We start from the raw sequence: 15076 nt of genomic DNA, 5'->3' as shown, positions 1-15076 counted from the left end.
AGTCGGATGACGTGAGCCGGATGGCATGAGCCGTAATCAGCAAGAGCGTCCCCCCGACCCGTTGGACGGCGTATAACCCTCTCGCACACGGCGATTAGGGTGGTGTTCCGTACGACAAACGAACTCGGGCAAGGACGCTGTGCGGGATTTCCTCTTGGTTTTGTGCGTGGTCGCTGCCGTCACCTGTCTTGCCACGGGGCCGGTGCGGAAATTCGCCATTGCGGCCGGGGCCGCCCCAGCGGTCCGGGCACGCGATGTGCACCGCGTGCCCACGCCCCGCCTCGGCGGCATCGCCATGTTCATCGGCCTCTGTGCCGGTCTGGTCGTCGCCAGTCGACTGCCGGGCCTCGCGCGCGTCTTCCCCACCGGTCAGCCCCAGGCCCTGCTCGGCGGCGCGGCGGTGATCTGGCTGGTCGGGACCCTGGACGACAAGTTCGAGATCGACGCGTTCAGCAAGCTCGGCGGCCAGATCATCGCGGCGGGTGTGATGGTCTACAAGGGTCTCGTCATCCTCTGGCTGCCGATACCCGGCTACGGCACGCTCTATCTGGACCAGGTCCAGGGCTCCTTGCTGACGGTCGCCCTGATCGTCATCACCATCAACGCCGTCAATTTCGTCGACGGGCTCGACGGACTCGCGGCGGGCATGATCTGTATCGCCGCCGCCGCATTCCTCATGCACAGTTACCGCTTGCTGTTCGGTTACGGCATCGAAGCCGCCGAGCCCGCCGCGCTGTTCTCCGCCCTGCTCGTGGGCATGTGTCTGGGATTCCTGCCGCACAATGTGCATCCGGCGCGGATTTTCATGGGCGATTCCGGTTCGATGCTGATCGGCACGGTTCTCGCCGGGTGCGCCATTTCGCTCACCGGCCAGGTGGACGCCTCCCTGTTCGTCCAGGCGGCGGGCAGCACGCACGAGGCGAACAAGGTGATGGTGCCGCTCTACATCCCCCTGCTGCTTCCCCTCACCGTGCTCGCGCTCCCCGTGAGCGACCTCGTGCTGGCGTTCGTCCGGCGCACCTGGCGCGGGCAGTCGCCGTTCGCGGCCGACAAGGGGCATCTGCATCACCGGCTCCTGCAGATCGGCCACTCGCACCGCAGGGCCGTACTGATCATGTACGCCTGGGCGGCCCTGTTCGCCTTCGGCACAGTGGCGGTCGCCGCGGGCGGGGGAGCGCGCTGGTTCCTGCTGGGGCTGCTCGTCGTCTGCGCGACGGGGATGGTGGTGCTGATGCTTCCGGGCTTCTCGCCGTCCGCGACGCTGCGGACCGCACGATCGCTGGTCCCGAGCCTCAGATCTGCGAGGTCTGCGAGGTCTGCCAGGTCTGCGAGGTCTGCCAGGTCTGCGCCTGCTCCGGCCGATGCGCCCTCACCGTCCGGCGTGCCGGTCCCGGTCGTGGCGCAGCAGCACGAGCACCGCACGCCGCACGGCCGCCGCGACGCCTAGCGCCCCGCCGGTCCACCGCAGCCCCTTGACGACGCGCGGCGGCAGATCCCAGAACAGGGCCGGGGCCATGACGACACCGAACACGAAGGCGCCGACGACCAGGGCGCTCACGAGCGCGAACATGATCTCGACGGTCATCGCGTCCTTCTCCCAGCGGGACTCACGGCCCATATCCATGACCGGAGTTTCCCACGGCGCTCACGAGAGGGAGCGCGGGAGCGGCGGGTCGGTGGGGCAGGCGCGTCAGTGGTGGAAGGCCAGCAGCTTCGCGATCCCGTTGCGCTGGATCTCCGAAGTGCCGGTGAGGATGCGGAACATCCGGATCTTGCGGAAGAGGAACTCGATCTCGTTGCCCTGGGTGAGCCCCTCCTTGCCATGGATCTGCACGGCCTCGTCGAGGATGCGGAACGAGGACTCGGCGACGAAGAGCTTGCACATAAACGCTTCGGCGTGCACCTCGCGTCCCTCGTCGAGGGCGGCGAGCGCGGCGTACGTCATGGAGCGCGCGGCGTAGAACTCCGTGGCCATGTCGGCGACCTTGTGCTGGATGGCCTGCAGCATGAGCAGGGGCTGTCCGCCGGCCACCTTGCGGGTGCGGGCCCGGTTCAGCGTCAGGTCGAGGGCGCGGCGGGTGGCGCCGAGGACGGTGGGACAGTGCAGCAGCCGGTTCGTGGTGACCCGGCCGAGGGCGATGCGCATGCCTTTGCCCTCCTCGCCGAGGAGGTTCGCCGCGGGAACGTGGCAGTCGTCCAGCACGATGTCGCTCTCGATGTGCTCGCCGGACATCGGGGTCGCCCCGTCCTCGACCCGGCAGCCCGGACTGTCGAGGTCCACGAGGAACGCGGAGAAAAGCGGTTTCTCGCCGTCCTGTTCACCGGTACCGGCCATGCGGGCCACGACGATGGCGAAGTCGGCGAAGGGCCCGGCGGAGGAGAACACCTTGTGCCCGGTCAGCCGGTAGCCGTCACCGTCCCGTACGGCGACGGTCCGCATCGAGCGGACGTCGGAGCCCGCGTCGGTCTCGGTGAGGGAGAAGCAGCAGGCCCGCTCGCCGCGGATCAGGGGCAGCAGATACGTCTCCAGCTGGTGTGCGGTGGCGTACTTGACGATGTCGCCCGCACGCAGCGGCCCACCCATGTCACCGAGGACGCAGTGCGACAGAACGCGTCCGCTGGCGCCCACCTCCTCCTTGAGCGCCGCGAGTTGGGAGTAGGTGAGGTGCTGGCCTCCGTACTCCTCGGGGAGGTGGATGCCGTAGAAGCCGAGTTCGCGACTGCGGCGCCAGACAGGCTCCAGGTCGGCGCGGGTGAGGCGGCTGTCGTGGGTGAGCCCGCGCTCGCGTTCGTAGTCGGCGAGTTCGCCGTCGAGGTAGTCGCGCAGCCGTTCGACGAGTTCGGCGGTGCGCGGGTCGGCAGGGGCGGGACGCAAGGAGAAGGCGGTCATCGAGAGGTCCTTGAGGTAGCGGCGGATGTACGAACGAGGCTCGTGGGTGCGTCAGTTGACGCGGCGGGCGGTGTGGGCCCAGTACGGCTCACGCACGGCCCTGCGGTCGAGCTTGCCGTTCCGGTTGTGCGGCAGCTCGGTCGCGAAGTCCACGGAGCGCGGCTTCTTGAACCGGTCGAGGCGCTCGGCGCAGAAGGCGATCAGCTCGTCCGCGCCGACGACCGCGCCGGAGTGGCGTACGACGACGGCCTTGACCGCTTCGCCCCACCGTTCGTCGGGCACGCCGACGACGCAGGCTTCCCGGACGGCGGTGTGCTCGTACAGGGCCGCCTCGACCTCGGTGCAGTAGATGTTGAAGCCACCCGAAATGATCATGTCTTTCTTGCGGTCGACGAGGAAGAGATAGCCGTCCTCCCGCATCCAGGCGAGATCGCCGGTGTGCACCCACCCGTCACGGAAGGTCTCCGCGGACAGCCCTGGCTCCTGCCAGTACTCGCGTACGCAGTCGGGTCCGCGCACGATGATCTCGCCGACCTCGCGCGGGGCGAGCTCCCGGCCCGCTTCGTCGACGACGCGTATCTCGGTGTCGTAGGTGGAGCGCCCGCACGACTGCAGCAGTTCGGGGTCCTCCCGCACCGCGCGGGCGATCTCGTCACCGCTCAGGCCCGCGACCACGCTGGTGGTCTCGCCGAGGCCGTACCCCTGGGCGACGACGGGGCCGAAGAACTCCACGGCGTCGCGCAGGCGTTGCGGTGAGACGGGCGCCCCGCCGATCCGCACGCTCGTCAGCGAGGACAGGTCGTGTCCGGCGGCGCCGGGGTGGGCGAGCACCATGTTCACCATCGCCGGTACGAGGAAGGTGGCGGTGATGCCTTCCTTCTCGACCGTCTCCAGGAAGGCCTGCGGGCTCCAGGAGGGCAGGACGTACGTCGTGGAGCCGCCGAACACGCCGGCGAGCAGGCCCATTCCGGTGGCGTGGGTGATGGGGCCGCAGGCGAGGTAGCGGGTGCCGGGGCGGGGCCGGGACTCGTCGGCCATCAGCAGTTTGCGCATGTTCGCCAGCCGGTTGCCGACCGTCTGCACCGCGGCCTTGAGCGCCCCGGTCGAGCCGGAGGTGAAGTTCAGGACACAGGGCTCGTCCTCGCCCACGTCGACGAGGAAGGGGGCGTCGTCGCCCCCGGCCAGCAGCGTGCCGTAGGTGATCCCGTGCGCGTCGGGATCGTCCGGCGGGCCGTCCCGCGGATCGTCCAGCGCCACCGGCAGACAGTCGGTGCCGGCCGCGGCGATGGCGGCCAGGGCGTCCTCGCGGTGGGCGGCGTCGAACACCAGGGCCCGCACGGGGGCGTAGCGCAGGATGTGCTCGATCTCCCCCCGGCCGAGGCGGGCGTTGATCGGCGCGCGTGTCAACCCCGCTTTGTACAGGGCGAATTCGACCTCCACCAGCTCACCGCGGTTCCACGCGAGCGAGGCCACGGCGTCGCCGGGGTGCAGCCCCCTGGCGGTCAGGGCGGAGGCCAGTCGACTGGTCGCACGGTCGAGCTCGGTGAAGCTCCAGGAGCGGTCCTCGCAGACGAGTGCCGGGGCCTTGGGCCAGTAGCGGGCGCTGCGGGACAGGTAGGTGCCGAGATTCATGAAGCCGACTCCAAGCCAGAGGCGAAGCTGAAGATGTACACCAGGATCAATTGCAGACAGCTTGTTCAGTAACTGCTGCAGTGTCAAGCGTCTCCTAGACTGGGCGTGCACGCAGCGCGCGGATCGAACGCGGATCGAAAAAGGGGTGGCTCCATGGCCGAGGACAGACGGACGAGGCGGTCGCGCCGGGCCCTGGGCTCCGCCCTGGTGGAACTGGCGCTCGAACGCGGCTTCACCGCGCTGACCGTGGAGGACATCACCGAACGGGCGGACGTGGCCCGCGCCACCTTCTACGCCCACTTCCGCGACAAGGAAGACCTGTTCGCCCGTGTGACGGGCGACCTGCTCGCCGGACTCGCCGAGCGGCTCGTCCCCGCCGTCGCCGACAGCGGGATCGGCTTCACGGGCAAGCCGGTCCTGGAGATGCTGCGCCACGCGCGTGAGGAGCGCGACCTCTACCGGATCGTGCTGCGCGGCGAGGGCGACGGCAAGCCGCTGCAGATGTTCGTGGACGCCTGCGCGCGGGCGACGGCGGAGGAGTTCCGCTCCCGCGCGGAACGCAACGACGTGCAGCCGCGCATCGACCCCGAACTGCTCGCGCGGGTGTGGGTGGGGGAGCAGGTGGCCGTGTTGCGCTGGTGGGTGGAGCAGGAGGCTCCGTCACTGCCCGCCGAGGAGGTCGTGCGGATGCTCCTCGACCTGGCGATGCGCGGTCGGTACTGGGCCAGCGGCTTCGAGACGCCGGCCTGAGCTGGCGGGGCCGGTACCGGCCCCGCCAGTCCCCCTCCCGCCGACCGGCCCCAGCCCCAGCCGTCGTGCGTCCCGGTCCGGACGGATGGCGGCCAGCGCTATCAGCCCGCAGACCAGCATGACGGCGGCGGACAGCAGATACGCCTGGGTGTAGCCGGCGCTCCGTGAGGCGGCGGAGTCCAGGAGGCGGCCGGTCAGGTAGGGCGCGACGAGCCCCGGCGAGGTGCCGACCGCGGCGACGATGCCGAACACGGCCCCCCGCTGGAGCGGCGGGATCACGGCCGAAGTGGTCATGTAGTGCAGGGGGAAGACGATGGCGTGTCCGCCGAACGCCACGGCGAGCAGGGCGAGATGGGCTCCCCGCCCGTCCATGAACGGGAACGCGGCCATGGCCAGCGCGGCCACGATCACGGCGACGCCCTGCGGGACGCCGCTCGACCGGCGGACGGAAGAGCCGCGTCGGCGCAGCTTGTCCACGAAGACCGGTACCGAGAGCAGCAGTACGAGGCTGAACGCGGAGACCGCGCTGATGAGCGTGGCCGCCCCGCCCGGCGTCATGTCGAGCTGGGTCCGCAGGTATGCGGGTAGCCAGGCGTGGCTCACCGCCATCGCCCAGGAGGCGCCGAAGGCCCCGGCGATGCTGCCGAGCACCGTGCCGTTCAGCAGGAGCCGCCGGTAGGGCAAGCGGTCCCGGCGGTCGGGTGCGTGCGGGACTTCGGCGGCGCGCTCCCGGTCGTACGGGCCGTCGTGCCCCACCTTCCACCACACGAGGCTCCACGTCGCGCTCGTCACCGCGAGCACCGCGAACGCCGAGCGCCAGCCGAAATCGGTGATCAGCCACGTCACGACCGGCGCCGCCACCAGGGTGCCCAGTGCGGCACCGCTGATCTGCAGTGCCGAGGGCAGGCCCCGCCGGTCCGCGGGGAACCACTTGTACAGCGCGTGCATCGACATGGACGCCGCGGGCCCCTCGGCAGCCCCGAGCAGCACTCGCCCCGTGACCAGGGCCGGCACCGATGCCACGAACAGCACCGGCAGTTGGGCCACCGCCCACACCGCGGCCATCGCGAAGAGCAGGACCCGGCTGGAGATCCGCGCGGAGACGAAGCCGACGATCAGTCCCGAGAGACTGAACAGCACGGCGAAGGAACTGGATATCGCCCCGTACGTGCTGTTGCTGATGTCGAGCTCGTCCATGATCGGCACGGCCGCCAGCCCCAGCACGGACTTGTCCGCGTAGTTGACGAGCATGAACGTCACGATCAGGGCGGCGATCAGCCATGCGCGCCGCCGGTCGAACCGGGGCTGCGGTTGAGGCGGGGGCGGGGGCGGTTCGGTCATGGGGCGCTCCTGCGGCTCGGGAAGGGGTCGGCAGTGAGGCGGGAGGGGCGCGGAGGTTCCGGCTGCCCCCTGTTCCTGAAACTGAACGGACTGTACGTTAACGAGTGCCTAGTACGGAATAGGTGAGCAAGAGTGCGCCGCATGCCCGAGGGGCCCCGTCGCCTTCGGTGAGGCCTGCGGTGAGGCCCGCGTCGAGGTTTTGCCGCGCAGGTGGACCCGGGTCCCCTGATCGAGGCTCGCCTCGGCTGTGGAAACTGGCCGAATGTGGCCTTGCGGGCGAGTTCCGGGGGCCTTTTTCACGTATAGGTAAGGTTAGGCTAACCTCTCCCCGTGCTTGAAGGTGAAGAGACGGCCGCCGCCACGCGTGCCCAAGGTCATGAACTGTCCGCCACGGGCGTCACCGTGGCGTACGACGGCGTCGACGTGGTGCACGACGCCTCGATGACGCTGCGGCCGGGCGAAGTCACCGTCCTGGTGGGCCCGAACGGCAGCGGGAAGTCGACGCTGTTGCGCACGCTCGCGCGGCTGCAGCGGGCCCGCACCGCCGCGCTCGTCATCGACGGCGGGACCGACGGCCTCGCCATGGGCCCCCGCGAGTTCTCCCGGCACGTCGCCCTGCTCACCCAAGGGCGCCCCACCCCCAGCGGCCTGACCGTGCGCGACGTCGTCGAGTTCGGCCGCTATCCGCACCGGGGCCGCTGGGGCAAGGCCGACCCGGGCGGCCGGGCGGCAGTGGACCGCGCGCTCGCCCTGACCGGCGTCACGGAGCTCGCCGAACGCGGCGCCGAGCACCTGTCCGGCGGCCAGCTCCAGCGCGTCTGGCTCGCCGGCTGCCTCGCCCAGGAAACGGGCGTACTCCTGCTCGACGAGCCGACGAACCACCTCGACCTGCGCTACCAGGTCGAACTCCTCGACCTCATGCGGGACCTGGCGGACGACCACGGCATCGCCGTCGGCGCCGTCCTGCACGACCTCGACCAGGCCGCGGCCATTGCCGACCGGATCCTCCTCCTGGACCAGGGCCGGGTCGTCGCGGACGGCGACCCCCACGACGTACTGACACCGGAGCGGCTGACCGACACGTACGGCATCCGTATCGAAGTCGACGCCGACCCCCTCACCGGCCGCCTGCGCACCCGCGCCCTCGGCCGTCACCACTCGCGAAGCGAAAGGCTCAGCACCACCTCATGAGACGCCTCCTGTGCACCGCGGCGGCGGCCACCGCCGCGGCCCTCGCCCTGACCGCCTGCGGAACCACCGAGCCCGCCGCCGACGACGCCGAGAAGAACGGCGAGTCCTTCACCCTCACCGACGGCACCGGCACGAAGGTGAAGCTGGACGGGCCCGCCGAGAAGGTCGTCGGCACCGAGTGGAACGCCGTCGAGAGCCTGCTGTCGCTCGGCGTCGAACCGGCCGGCGTCGCCGACGTCAAGGGCTACAAGACCTGGGACACCGCCGTCCCGCTGACCAACGACCCCAAGGACGTCGGCACCCGCGGCGAGCCGAGCATGGACGCCATCGCGTCCATCAAGCCCGACCTCATCATCGCGACGACCGACCTGCCCGCCGCCGCGGTCAAGCAACTGCGCAGGATCGCCCCGGTCCTGAACCTGCGCCCGGCCGACGCCGCCGACCCCATCGGGCAGATGAACGAGAACCTGGACCTCCTCGCCAAGGCCACGGGCACCACCGAGCGGTCCGCCAAGCTCAAGAAGGACTTCGAGGCGAAGCTCGCCGAGGGCAGGAAGGCGCTCGCCGACGCCGGTCGCGGCGGCGCGAAGTACGCCTTCGCCGACGGCTACGTCACCGGCAACCAGACCTCGATCCGCCCGTACACCGACGGCTCGCTGCTCGGTGCCGTCAACGAGAAGCTCGGCCTGAAGAACGACTGGGCGGTCAAGGGCGACAAGGCGTACGGCCTCGGCGCCACCGATGTCGAGGGCCTCACCAAGCTCGACGAGGACGTGCAGTTCGCCTACATCGGCAACGACGGCGACAAGGGCAGCAACCCGTTCGCGGGCGCCCTGAAGAAGGACAAGGTGTGGACGTCGCTGCCGTTCGTGAAGAAGGGCAACGTGCACCGGCTGCCCGACGGCATCTGGATGTTCGGCGGCCCCGGTTCGATGAACCAGTACGTCGACTCCGTCGTGAAGGCCCTGAAGAAGTAGGGCCCTGAAGAAGTAGGGCCCCTGAAGAAGTAGAGCTCTGAACAAGCAAGGCTCCGAAGCAGCAGGGCTCTGAACAAGTAAGGCGCTGAAGAAGCAACACCATGGCCGTCACCGCAACCACCCCCGCCACCCGCCCGTCGACAGCCGCGTCCCGAACGGGTGCGGCCGCGGTGACGGCCGCACTGGTCCTCCTCGTCGCCGCCCTCGCGGTCGTCGACCTCACCCAGGGCACGGCCGCCGTCGGCCCGCCCGAGGCGTGGAAGGCGCTCACCGGCCGCGCCGACACCGCCGACGCGTCCGTCGTCATCGCCTCCCGGCTGCCGCGGATGACCGCGGGGCTGCTCGTCGGCGCCGTACTCGGCATGGCGGGCGCCGCCCTCCAGGCAGTCAGCCGCAACGTCCTCGCCTCGCCCGACACCCTCGCCGTCAACGCGGGCTCCTACCTCGCCCTCGGCCTGGCCGCCGCCACCGGCATCTCGCTGCCGCTCCTCGCCTCCTCCGGCATCGCGTTCGCGGGCGGCCTCGCGGCCGCGGCCGTCGTCCTCGGCCTGTCCGGCCTCGGCGCGGGCACGGTCCGCCTCGTCCTCGCCGGCAGCGCCCTGACCTCCGGCCTCACCGCCGTCACCGAGGGCCTGCTCCTGCTGTTCCCCCAGCAGACCGAGGGCCTCTACCAGTGGAACCAGGGCAGCATCGCGCAGAACGGCTTCGACGGCGTACTGCAGATGGCACCCATCGCCGTCGTCGGCCTCGTCGGCCTTGTCCTCCTCGCCCGCAGGGTCGATGCCCTGGCGCTCGGCGACGACGCGGCCCGCGGTGTCGGCGTGCCCGTCCGCGCCACCCGCGTCACCGCCGTCGTCCTCGCCGCCCTCCTCTCCACCGCGGCCGTCACCCTCGCCGGTCCCATCGGCTTCGTGGGCCTGTGCGCCCCCGCCCTCGTACGCCCGCTCGCCCGCAGGTTCCGCGCCTTCACCCGGTCACGCGCCCGGCTGCCCTTCGCGGGACTCACCGGCGCGGCCCTGGTGCTCGGCTCCGACGTGCTGCTGCGCGCCGTCGTGCCGTCGGACGTGGCGGTCGCCGTGCCGACGGGTGTCGTCACCAGCCTGGTCGGCGCCGTCTTCCTGATCGTCATGGCCGCCCGGGTCCGGGACACGGCGGGCGCGGCCCCGGCCGACCGGCTGCGCATCCGCAGCAGGACCGTCTTCGTCGTCACGACGGCCGTCCTGGTGACCGTGCTGATCGGCCTGACGATCGCCGCCGTACTCATCGGGGACAGCAAGCTGCTCCTCGGCGACGTCGTCAACTGGGCGCAGGGGAGAGCGGGCCAGAGCGTCGGCTTCGTGCTCGACACCCGGATGCCCCGCGTCCTCGCCGCCCTCCTCGCGGGCGCCGCCCTCGCCCTGGCGGGCACCCTCACCCAGGCCGTGACACGCAACCCCCTCGCCGAACCGGGCGTCCTCGGTGTGACCAACGCCGCCGCGGTGGGCGCCGTCCTGCTCGTGACGACCGTGCCGACCGCCGGGTCGTGGAGCATCGCCGCGGGCGCGTTCGCGGGCGCCGCGGTCGGCTCGGTCCTCGTCTTCGGGCTCGCGGCGCGGGGCGGGTTCCGGCAGAACAGGCTCGTCCTCGTCGGCTTCGGCGTCGCCACCGGATCGGCCGCGATCATCAGCATGCTGATCATCCTCACCGACCCGTTCAACGCGACGAAGGCACTCACCTGGCTCGCGGGTTCGACCTACGGGCGGACCCTGCCCGACGTGGTGCCCCTCGCGCTCGTCCTCGCCGCGGGCCTGGCCGTCGCGGTCGCCAGGCGCACCGAACTCGACCTCGTCTCGCTCGACGAGGACACCCCGAAACTGCTCGGCCTGAACCTGAGCCGCGGCCGCCTCGGCTTCCTCGTCCTCAGCGTCCTGCTGAGCGCCACCGCCGTCGCGGCCGCCGGCACGATCGGCTTCGTCGGGCTCGTCGCACCGCACGCGGCCCGCGCCCTCGTGGGCAGGCGGCACGTGCGGGTCGTGCCGGTCGCCGTACTCCTCGGCGCCGTCCTCGTGTGCGCCGCGGACCTGGTGGGCCGCACGGTGATCGCACCGGCGCAGCTCGGCGCCGGACTCATGACGGCGGTGATCGGCACGCCGTACTTCCTGTACCTGCTCGTACGCAGCCGTCGGTAGCCGTCGGTAGCCATCGGTAGTCGCCGGAAGGGCGCGCGTAGACTGTGGGGTCGTCGGCGCGGCGCTGCGCCTCAATCACCGCACGCCGCCCGGTATCACCGCACGCCGCCCGGTACCGCCGGGCGTGCCCGAGCACGACAGGTTCCGCCTCTCTTGTCATCCCCCGCACCGTCCCCGGCCGCGCGGCTGCGCGGCCTGCGTCCCGACTGGCTGTCCGACCCGAAGGTCTGGCGCACCGAGATCCTGGGCGGCCTGGTCGTCGCGCTCGCGCTGATCCCCGAGGCGATCTCGTTCTCGATCATCGCCGGTGTCGACCCCGCGATCGGCCTGTTCGCGTCCTTCACCATGGCCGTGACCATTTCGGTCGTCGGCGGACGCCGCGCCATGATCTCCGCGGCGACCGGTGCGGTCGCCCTGGTCATCGCCCCGCTCAACCGCGAGCACGGCCTGGGCTACCTGGTCGCCGCGGTGATCCTCGCCGGTGTCTTCCAGATCGTCCTCGGCGCGCTCGGCGTCGCCAAGCTGATGCGTTTCGTACCGCGCAGCGTGATGGTCGGCTTCGTCAACGCCCTCGCCATCCTGGTCTTCATGGCCCAGGTCCCCGAGATGCACGACGTGCCCTGGCCCGTCTACCCGCTGATCGTCGCGGGCCTCGCGCTCATGGTGTTCTTCCCGAAGATCACGAAGGTGGTCCCGGCGCCGCTCGTCTCCATCGTCGTCCTCACCGCCGTCACGGTCGGCGCCGCCATCGCCGTGCCGACCGTGGGCGACAAGGGTGACCTGCCGTCCTCGCTGCCCGTGCCGGGCCTGCCCGACGTGCCGTTCACGCTCCACACGCTCACCACCGTCGCCCCCTACGCGCTCGCGATGGCCCTGGTCGGCCTGATGGAGTCCCTGATGACGGCGAAGCTCGTCGACGACATCACCGACACCCGCTCCTCCAAGACCCGCGAGTCCATCGGGCAGGGCATCGCCAACATCGTCACCGGTTTCTTCGGCGGCATGGGCGGCTGCGCGATGATCGGCCAGACGATGATCAACGTACGGGTGTCAGGCGCCCGCACCCGCCTCTCCACGTTCCTGGCGGGCGCCTTCCTGATGGTGCTCTGCATCGTCTTCGGCCCGGTCGTCTCCGACATCCCGATGGCGGCCCTGGTCGCTGTGATGGTGATGGTGTGCTTCGCGACCTTCGACTGGCACTCCATCGCCCCGAAGACCCTGAAGCGGCTGCCCGCGGGGGAGACGATCGTCATGGTCGTCACCGTCGCGGTCGTCGTCGCCACGCACAACCTCGCCATCGGCGTGGTCGTCGGCACCCTCACCGCCACGGTCGCCTTCGCCCGGCGCGTCGCCCACCACGCCGACGTCACGGCGGTCGTCGACCCCGAAGGCACCCAGGTCGTCTACGCGGTCACCGGCGAACTCTTCTTCGCCTCCGCCAACGACCTGGTCACCCGGTTCGACTACGCCGCCGACCCCGACAAGGTCGTCATAGACCTCACCTCCGCGCACATCTGGGACGCGTCGTCGGTCGCCGCCCTGGACGCGATCACCGGCAAGTACGCACAGCGCGGCAAGCAGGTCGAGATCATCGGCCTGAACGAGCACAGCGCCGCGCTGCACGACACCCTCAGCGGAGAGCTGACGTCCTGATCAGGCACCGGCCGCGTCGCGCCTGGTGAAGCGGTGCCACCAGTGCCGCCGCCGCGGATGGACCGCTCGCCCGAGGCGGCGGCCAAGGAGCAGATAGCCGAGCAGCGCCCCGAAGGTGTTGAGGATGACATCGTCGATGTCGAAGGTGCGCCCGGTCACGAACGCGCCCTGCGCCAGCTCGACGAGGACCATGACCACCGCCGTGGCGAGCCCCACCCGGATCAGCCCCCGGGTACGGGGCAGCACCACGGGCAGCAGGAGCCCGAACGGCACGCCGAGCAGGACGTTCCCGCCGAGCTGCTTGACGGTGTCACGGAAGGCGGGCTCCGAGAGGTACGCGTCGATGGAGTCGCCCGGCGTGAAGTTGCTGTGGGTCAGCGCCTCGGAGGCCGCCGACGGCTCCAGCGTCAGCCGGGCGAGCACCACGGCGAAGGCGACCATGGCCGCGAAGGCCGCAAGCATCGTCACCGCCCGGGCGAGCGGCGACAGGCGCGGCGCCCGGCCGGGCGCGGCCCGCTCGACCCGCTCGCCGACTTTCCTGTCACGACCCGCCCGTGCCGTTCGCGTCGGTCGCGTCGGTCGCGTCATGCGTGCCGTCCGAGCCATGCGTGCCATGCGTGCCTCCAGGAAGCGCCGTGTCCGCGGCTGTGTGTCAGGTCGGTTCGGTACGGCCGAACAGACCCGCGTGCCCCGGCGGGAGCTGCGTCAGGATCCGGCGCAGCAGCGCGTCGTCCGCCGCCCGCGCGAGCGTGCCGAGCACGGCGGTCACGGCGCGGCGCGCCCCGGCCGCGTCGTCACCGGTCCGCGCGGCCACCGCGTCGACGAACTCCACGGGGGTCAGCGGCTCGCTGGCGGGCTCCGCCTCGGCAAGCACCTGCCCGCACTGTTCGGGCAGCAGCCTGGCGAGGTCGGTGCGGTCGTCCCCCACCAGATGGGCACCCAGGATGGCCAGGACGTTCTCCATGGCACCCGCCGCCTGCTGACGACTGGCGAAGTCTCCTCGCGCCCGCACCTGGTCCAGCAGTACTTCCAAGGATGTGCCCATGCCGACTCCGTGCGTCTCGGGTCCGGTTCTTGCTCCGGTTACCCGAGCCGGGCCACCTGATGCCTGCGGCCCGCGCCGGAACCTCACCGCACGGCGGCCCGCGCCCGGTCCATCTCCACCGTGAACTGCGCCCCGGCGAGCAGCGCCAGGTTGGACACCCACAGCCAGACGAGGAAGACGACGATGCCCGCGAGGGAGCCGTACAGCTTGCCGTAGGTACCGATCTCGGCGGCGTACAGCGTGAACAGTCCCGAGGAGAGCAGCCAGAGCAGCGCGCCGAGGACCCCGCCGGGCAGGATGTGGCGCCAGCCGCGGGCCTCGGGCGGCGCGTTGCGGAAGAGGACGAGCACGAGCAGCGCCACCAGGCAGACCAGCGCGGGCCACCGCAGGACGGCCCAGGCCGTCTGCCCCGCGTCACCGAAGCCGATGCGCCGTCCCACGTTCTCGGCGAGGGAGCCGCTGAGCACGAGGAGCAGCGCGCTCGCGGCGAGCAGGGCGAGCAGCGTCAGCGCGGTCATGAGCACGCGGTGCGCCTTGCGCCAGGCGGGCCGTTCGTCGGCGACCCCGTGCATCGCGTGCAGCGCCCGCCGGAACACGGCCGCGTAACTGGACGCGGACCACAGCGCGCTGACCCCGCCGGCGATCACCACCGTGAGAGCCGCGGAGCGCGCGTCCGCCATGTCGCTGAGCGCGGAGTGCAGGGAGCGGCCCGATTCCGCGGGCGCCCAGTCCGTGACCTCGGCGATGAGCGCCTGGGTGGTGGAGGGGCTGACCAGGCTGATGAGGCTGACGGTGACGAGGAGCGCGGGGAGCAGGGCGAGGATCGCGTAGTACGTCAGGGCCGCCGCCCAGTCCGACACGTCGTCGTTCCACATCGCCACGGGGGTGCGGCGCAGAGCGGTACGCCGCAGGGCCCAGGTCGAGGGCGCGGCGGTGGCCTCGGTCGTACGGGGGGAGCGTGCCCCGCGACCGTGCGGGAGCTTGACGGGTGCTCCGTGCGCGGCGGGCGGTGGACTGTCCATGCGGGCTGCTCCTTCGTGCAGGTCGGCGGCGAGAGTGCCGCCTCTTGTTCCTCTGTCCGTGTTCCGCTGTTCGGACACGCGGCACGGGGCGGTGTGACGCGGACAGGGGAGCGGGGGCAGCCTTCCCGGCGCTCCGGAGGCCGACCTCCTGGGCCGGGGACGACAGAAGCCCCGGACTCCCGTGTATGGAGTCCAGGGCTTCTCTGGAGCGCTGGGCAGGCCTTGCACCTGCATTTCCCCGCAGGAAGCGGGGCGTCTTTCCTTGGACGACCAACGCCGGTCCCCCGACCGGAAGTCCGGCGCGAGGTGGCAAGAATGATCTTATCCCACCGCGGCCTGTGCTCCGAACCGACGGCCTCACCGCCGCGTCACGGCGCGCCGCGGGCCGGGGTGAGCCGGTCCGCGGC

13 protein-coding genes are annotated in these 15076 nt (G+C 71.3%); 6 read left to right on the top strand and 7 right to left on the bottom strand.

The genetic code is table 11. The features are described from left to right. Nucleotides 1-139 precede the first annotated feature (139 nt). Nucleotides 140-1447 carry an MraY family glycosyltransferase gene (locus tag ABZ953_RS18330; protein ID WP_361724434.1) on the top strand — a complete coding sequence of 436 codons (1308 nt, stop codon included), beginning with the start codon at nucleotides 140-142 and terminating at the stop codon, nucleotides 1445-1447. On the opposite strand, the gene ABZ953_RS18325 is transcribed toward ABZ953_RS18330, so the two are convergent. The 3 genes from ABZ953_RS18325 to ABZ953_RS18315 form a co-directional block, all read right to left on the bottom strand. Further along, complete coding sequence (locus ABZ953_RS18325) at nucleotides 1370-1624, bottom strand: DUF6332 family protein (protein WP_361724431.1); 255 nt, start codon at nucleotides 1622-1624, stop codon at nucleotides 1370-1372. The two genes, ABZ953_RS18330 and ABZ953_RS18325, sit on opposite strands and share 78 nt — an antisense overlap. A gap of 66 nt (nucleotides 1625-1690) precedes the next feature. Continuing rightward, a complete protein-coding gene (locus ABZ953_RS18320; protein WP_361724428.1) occupies nucleotides 1691-2890 on the bottom strand; it encodes an acyl-CoA dehydrogenase in 1200 nt (399 codons plus the stop codon). Between the two features lie 51 nt (nucleotides 2891-2941). Beyond that, a complete protein-coding gene (locus tag ABZ953_RS18315; RefSeq protein WP_361724425.1) occupies nucleotides 2942-4522 on the bottom strand; it encodes an AMP-binding protein in 1581 nt (526 codons plus the stop codon). A gap of 153 nt (nucleotides 4523-4675) precedes the next feature. On the opposite strand from ABZ953_RS18315, the gene ABZ953_RS18310 reads away from it, so the two are divergent. After that, the gene (locus tag ABZ953_RS18310; RefSeq protein ID WP_361724422.1) at nucleotides 4676-5272 is read left to right on the top strand and encodes a helix-turn-helix domain-containing protein; all 597 of its coding nucleotides are present in this window, start codon (nucleotides 4676-4678) and stop codon (nucleotides 5270-5272) included. Here ABZ953_RS18310 and ABZ953_RS18305 read toward each other — a convergent pair. Then, entirely contained in the window at nucleotides 5183-6613 is a 1431-nt protein-coding gene (locus ABZ953_RS18305; RefSeq protein ID WP_361724419.1) for an MFS transporter, read from the bottom strand. The genes ABZ953_RS18310 and ABZ953_RS18305 overlap by 90 nt on opposite strands. Before the next feature lie 330 nt (nucleotides 6614-6943). On the opposite strand from ABZ953_RS18305, the gene ABZ953_RS18300 reads away from it, so the two are divergent. The 4 genes from ABZ953_RS18300 to ABZ953_RS18285 all read left to right on the top strand — a co-directional run bounded on the left by ABZ953_RS18300 (nucleotide 6944) and on the right by ABZ953_RS18285 (nucleotide 12602). Next, a complete protein-coding gene (locus ABZ953_RS18300; protein WP_361724416.1) occupies nucleotides 6944-7804 on the top strand; it encodes an ABC transporter ATP-binding protein in 861 nt (286 codons plus the stop codon). Then, the gene (locus ABZ953_RS18295; RefSeq protein ID WP_361724413.1) at nucleotides 7801-8781 is read left to right on the top strand and encodes an iron-siderophore ABC transporter substrate-binding protein; all 981 of its coding nucleotides are present in this window, start codon (nucleotides 7801-7803) and stop codon (nucleotides 8779-8781) included. Before ABZ953_RS18300 ends, ABZ953_RS18295 begins: the two co-directional genes overlap by 4 nt. A gap of 101 nt (nucleotides 8782-8882) precedes the next feature. After that, a complete protein-coding gene (locus tag ABZ953_RS18290; protein ID WP_361724410.1) occupies nucleotides 8883-10949 on the top strand; it encodes an iron ABC transporter permease in 2067 nt (688 codons plus the stop codon). Nucleotides 10950-11102: 153 nt separating this feature from the next. Continuing rightward, on the top strand, nucleotides 11103-12602 hold the full coding sequence (locus tag ABZ953_RS18285) for a SulP family inorganic anion transporter (RefSeq protein ID WP_361724407.1): 1500 nt from the start codon (nucleotides 11103-11105) through the stop codon (nucleotides 12600-12602). Here the strand turns inward: ABZ953_RS18285 and ABZ953_RS18280 are convergent, their stop codons facing one another. The 3 genes from ABZ953_RS18280 to ABZ953_RS18270 all read right to left on the bottom strand — a co-directional run bounded on the left by ABZ953_RS18280 (nucleotide 12603) and on the right by ABZ953_RS18270 (nucleotide 14669). Beyond that, a complete protein-coding gene (locus ABZ953_RS18280) occupies nucleotides 12603-13217 on the bottom strand; it encodes a VanZ family protein (protein ID WP_361724404.1) in 615 nt (204 codons plus the stop codon). 37 nt (nucleotides 13218-13254) lie between these two features. Beyond that, nucleotides 13255-13647, bottom strand: coding sequence for a DUF2267 domain-containing protein (locus ABZ953_RS18275; RefSeq protein WP_361724401.1), 393 nt, complete (start codon nucleotides 13645-13647; stop codon nucleotides 13255-13257). Between the two features lie 83 nt (nucleotides 13648-13730). Further along, nucleotides 13731-14669 carry a YihY/virulence factor BrkB family protein gene (locus ABZ953_RS18270; protein ID WP_361724398.1) on the bottom strand — a complete coding sequence of 313 codons (939 nt, stop codon included), beginning with the start codon at nucleotides 14667-14669 and terminating at the stop codon, nucleotides 13731-13733. Nucleotides 14670-15076 lie beyond the last annotated feature (407 nt).

The sequence above is a fragment of the Streptomyces sp. NPDC046465 genome, assembly GCF_040646035.1.
In the GTDB taxonomy this organism is placed as follows: Bacteria; Actinomycetota; Actinomycetes; order Streptomycetales; family Streptomycetaceae; genus Streptomyces.
The sequence above is the reverse complement of the archived record's forward strand: the minus strand, read 5'-3'. Positions and strand labels throughout refer to the sequence as shown.

Coding starts and splice junctions, on each gene's coding strand:
- ABZ953_RS18325 (WP_361724431.1), bottom strand. CDS start 1,624: ATGGATATGGGCCGTGAGTCCCGCTGGGAGAAGGACGCGATGACCGTC.
- ABZ953_RS18310 (WP_361724422.1), top strand. CDS start 4,676: ATGGCCGAGGACAGACGGACGAGGCGGTCGCGCCGGGCCCTGGGCTCC.
- ABZ953_RS18305 (WP_361724419.1), bottom strand. CDS start 6,613: ATGACCGAACCGCCCCCGCCCCCGCCTCAACCGCAGCCCCGGTTCGAC.
- ABZ953_RS18270 (WP_361724398.1), bottom strand. CDS start 14,669: ATGGACAGTCCACCGCCCGCCGCGCACGGAGCACCCGTCAAGCTCCCG.
- ABZ953_RS18295 (WP_361724413.1), top strand. CDS start 7,801: ATGAGACGCCTCCTGTGCACCGCGGCGGCGGCCACCGCCGCGGCCCTC.
- ABZ953_RS18320 (WP_361724428.1), bottom strand. CDS start 2,890: ATGACCGCCTTCTCCTTGCGTCCCGCCCCTGCCGACCCGCGCACCGCC.
- ABZ953_RS18315 (WP_361724425.1), bottom strand. CDS start 4,522: ATGAATCTCGGCACCTACCTGTCCCGCAGCGCCCGCTACTGGCCCAAG.
- ABZ953_RS18275 (WP_361724401.1), bottom strand. CDS start 13,647: ATGGGCACATCCTTGGAAGTACTGCTGGACCAGGTGCGGGCGCGAGGA.
- ABZ953_RS18290 (WP_361724410.1), top strand. CDS start 8,883: ATGGCCGTCACCGCAACCACCCCCGCCACCCGCCCGTCGACAGCCGCG.
- ABZ953_RS18280 (WP_361724404.1), bottom strand. CDS start 13,217: ATGGCACGCATGGCTCGGACGGCACGCATGACGCGACCGACGCGACCG.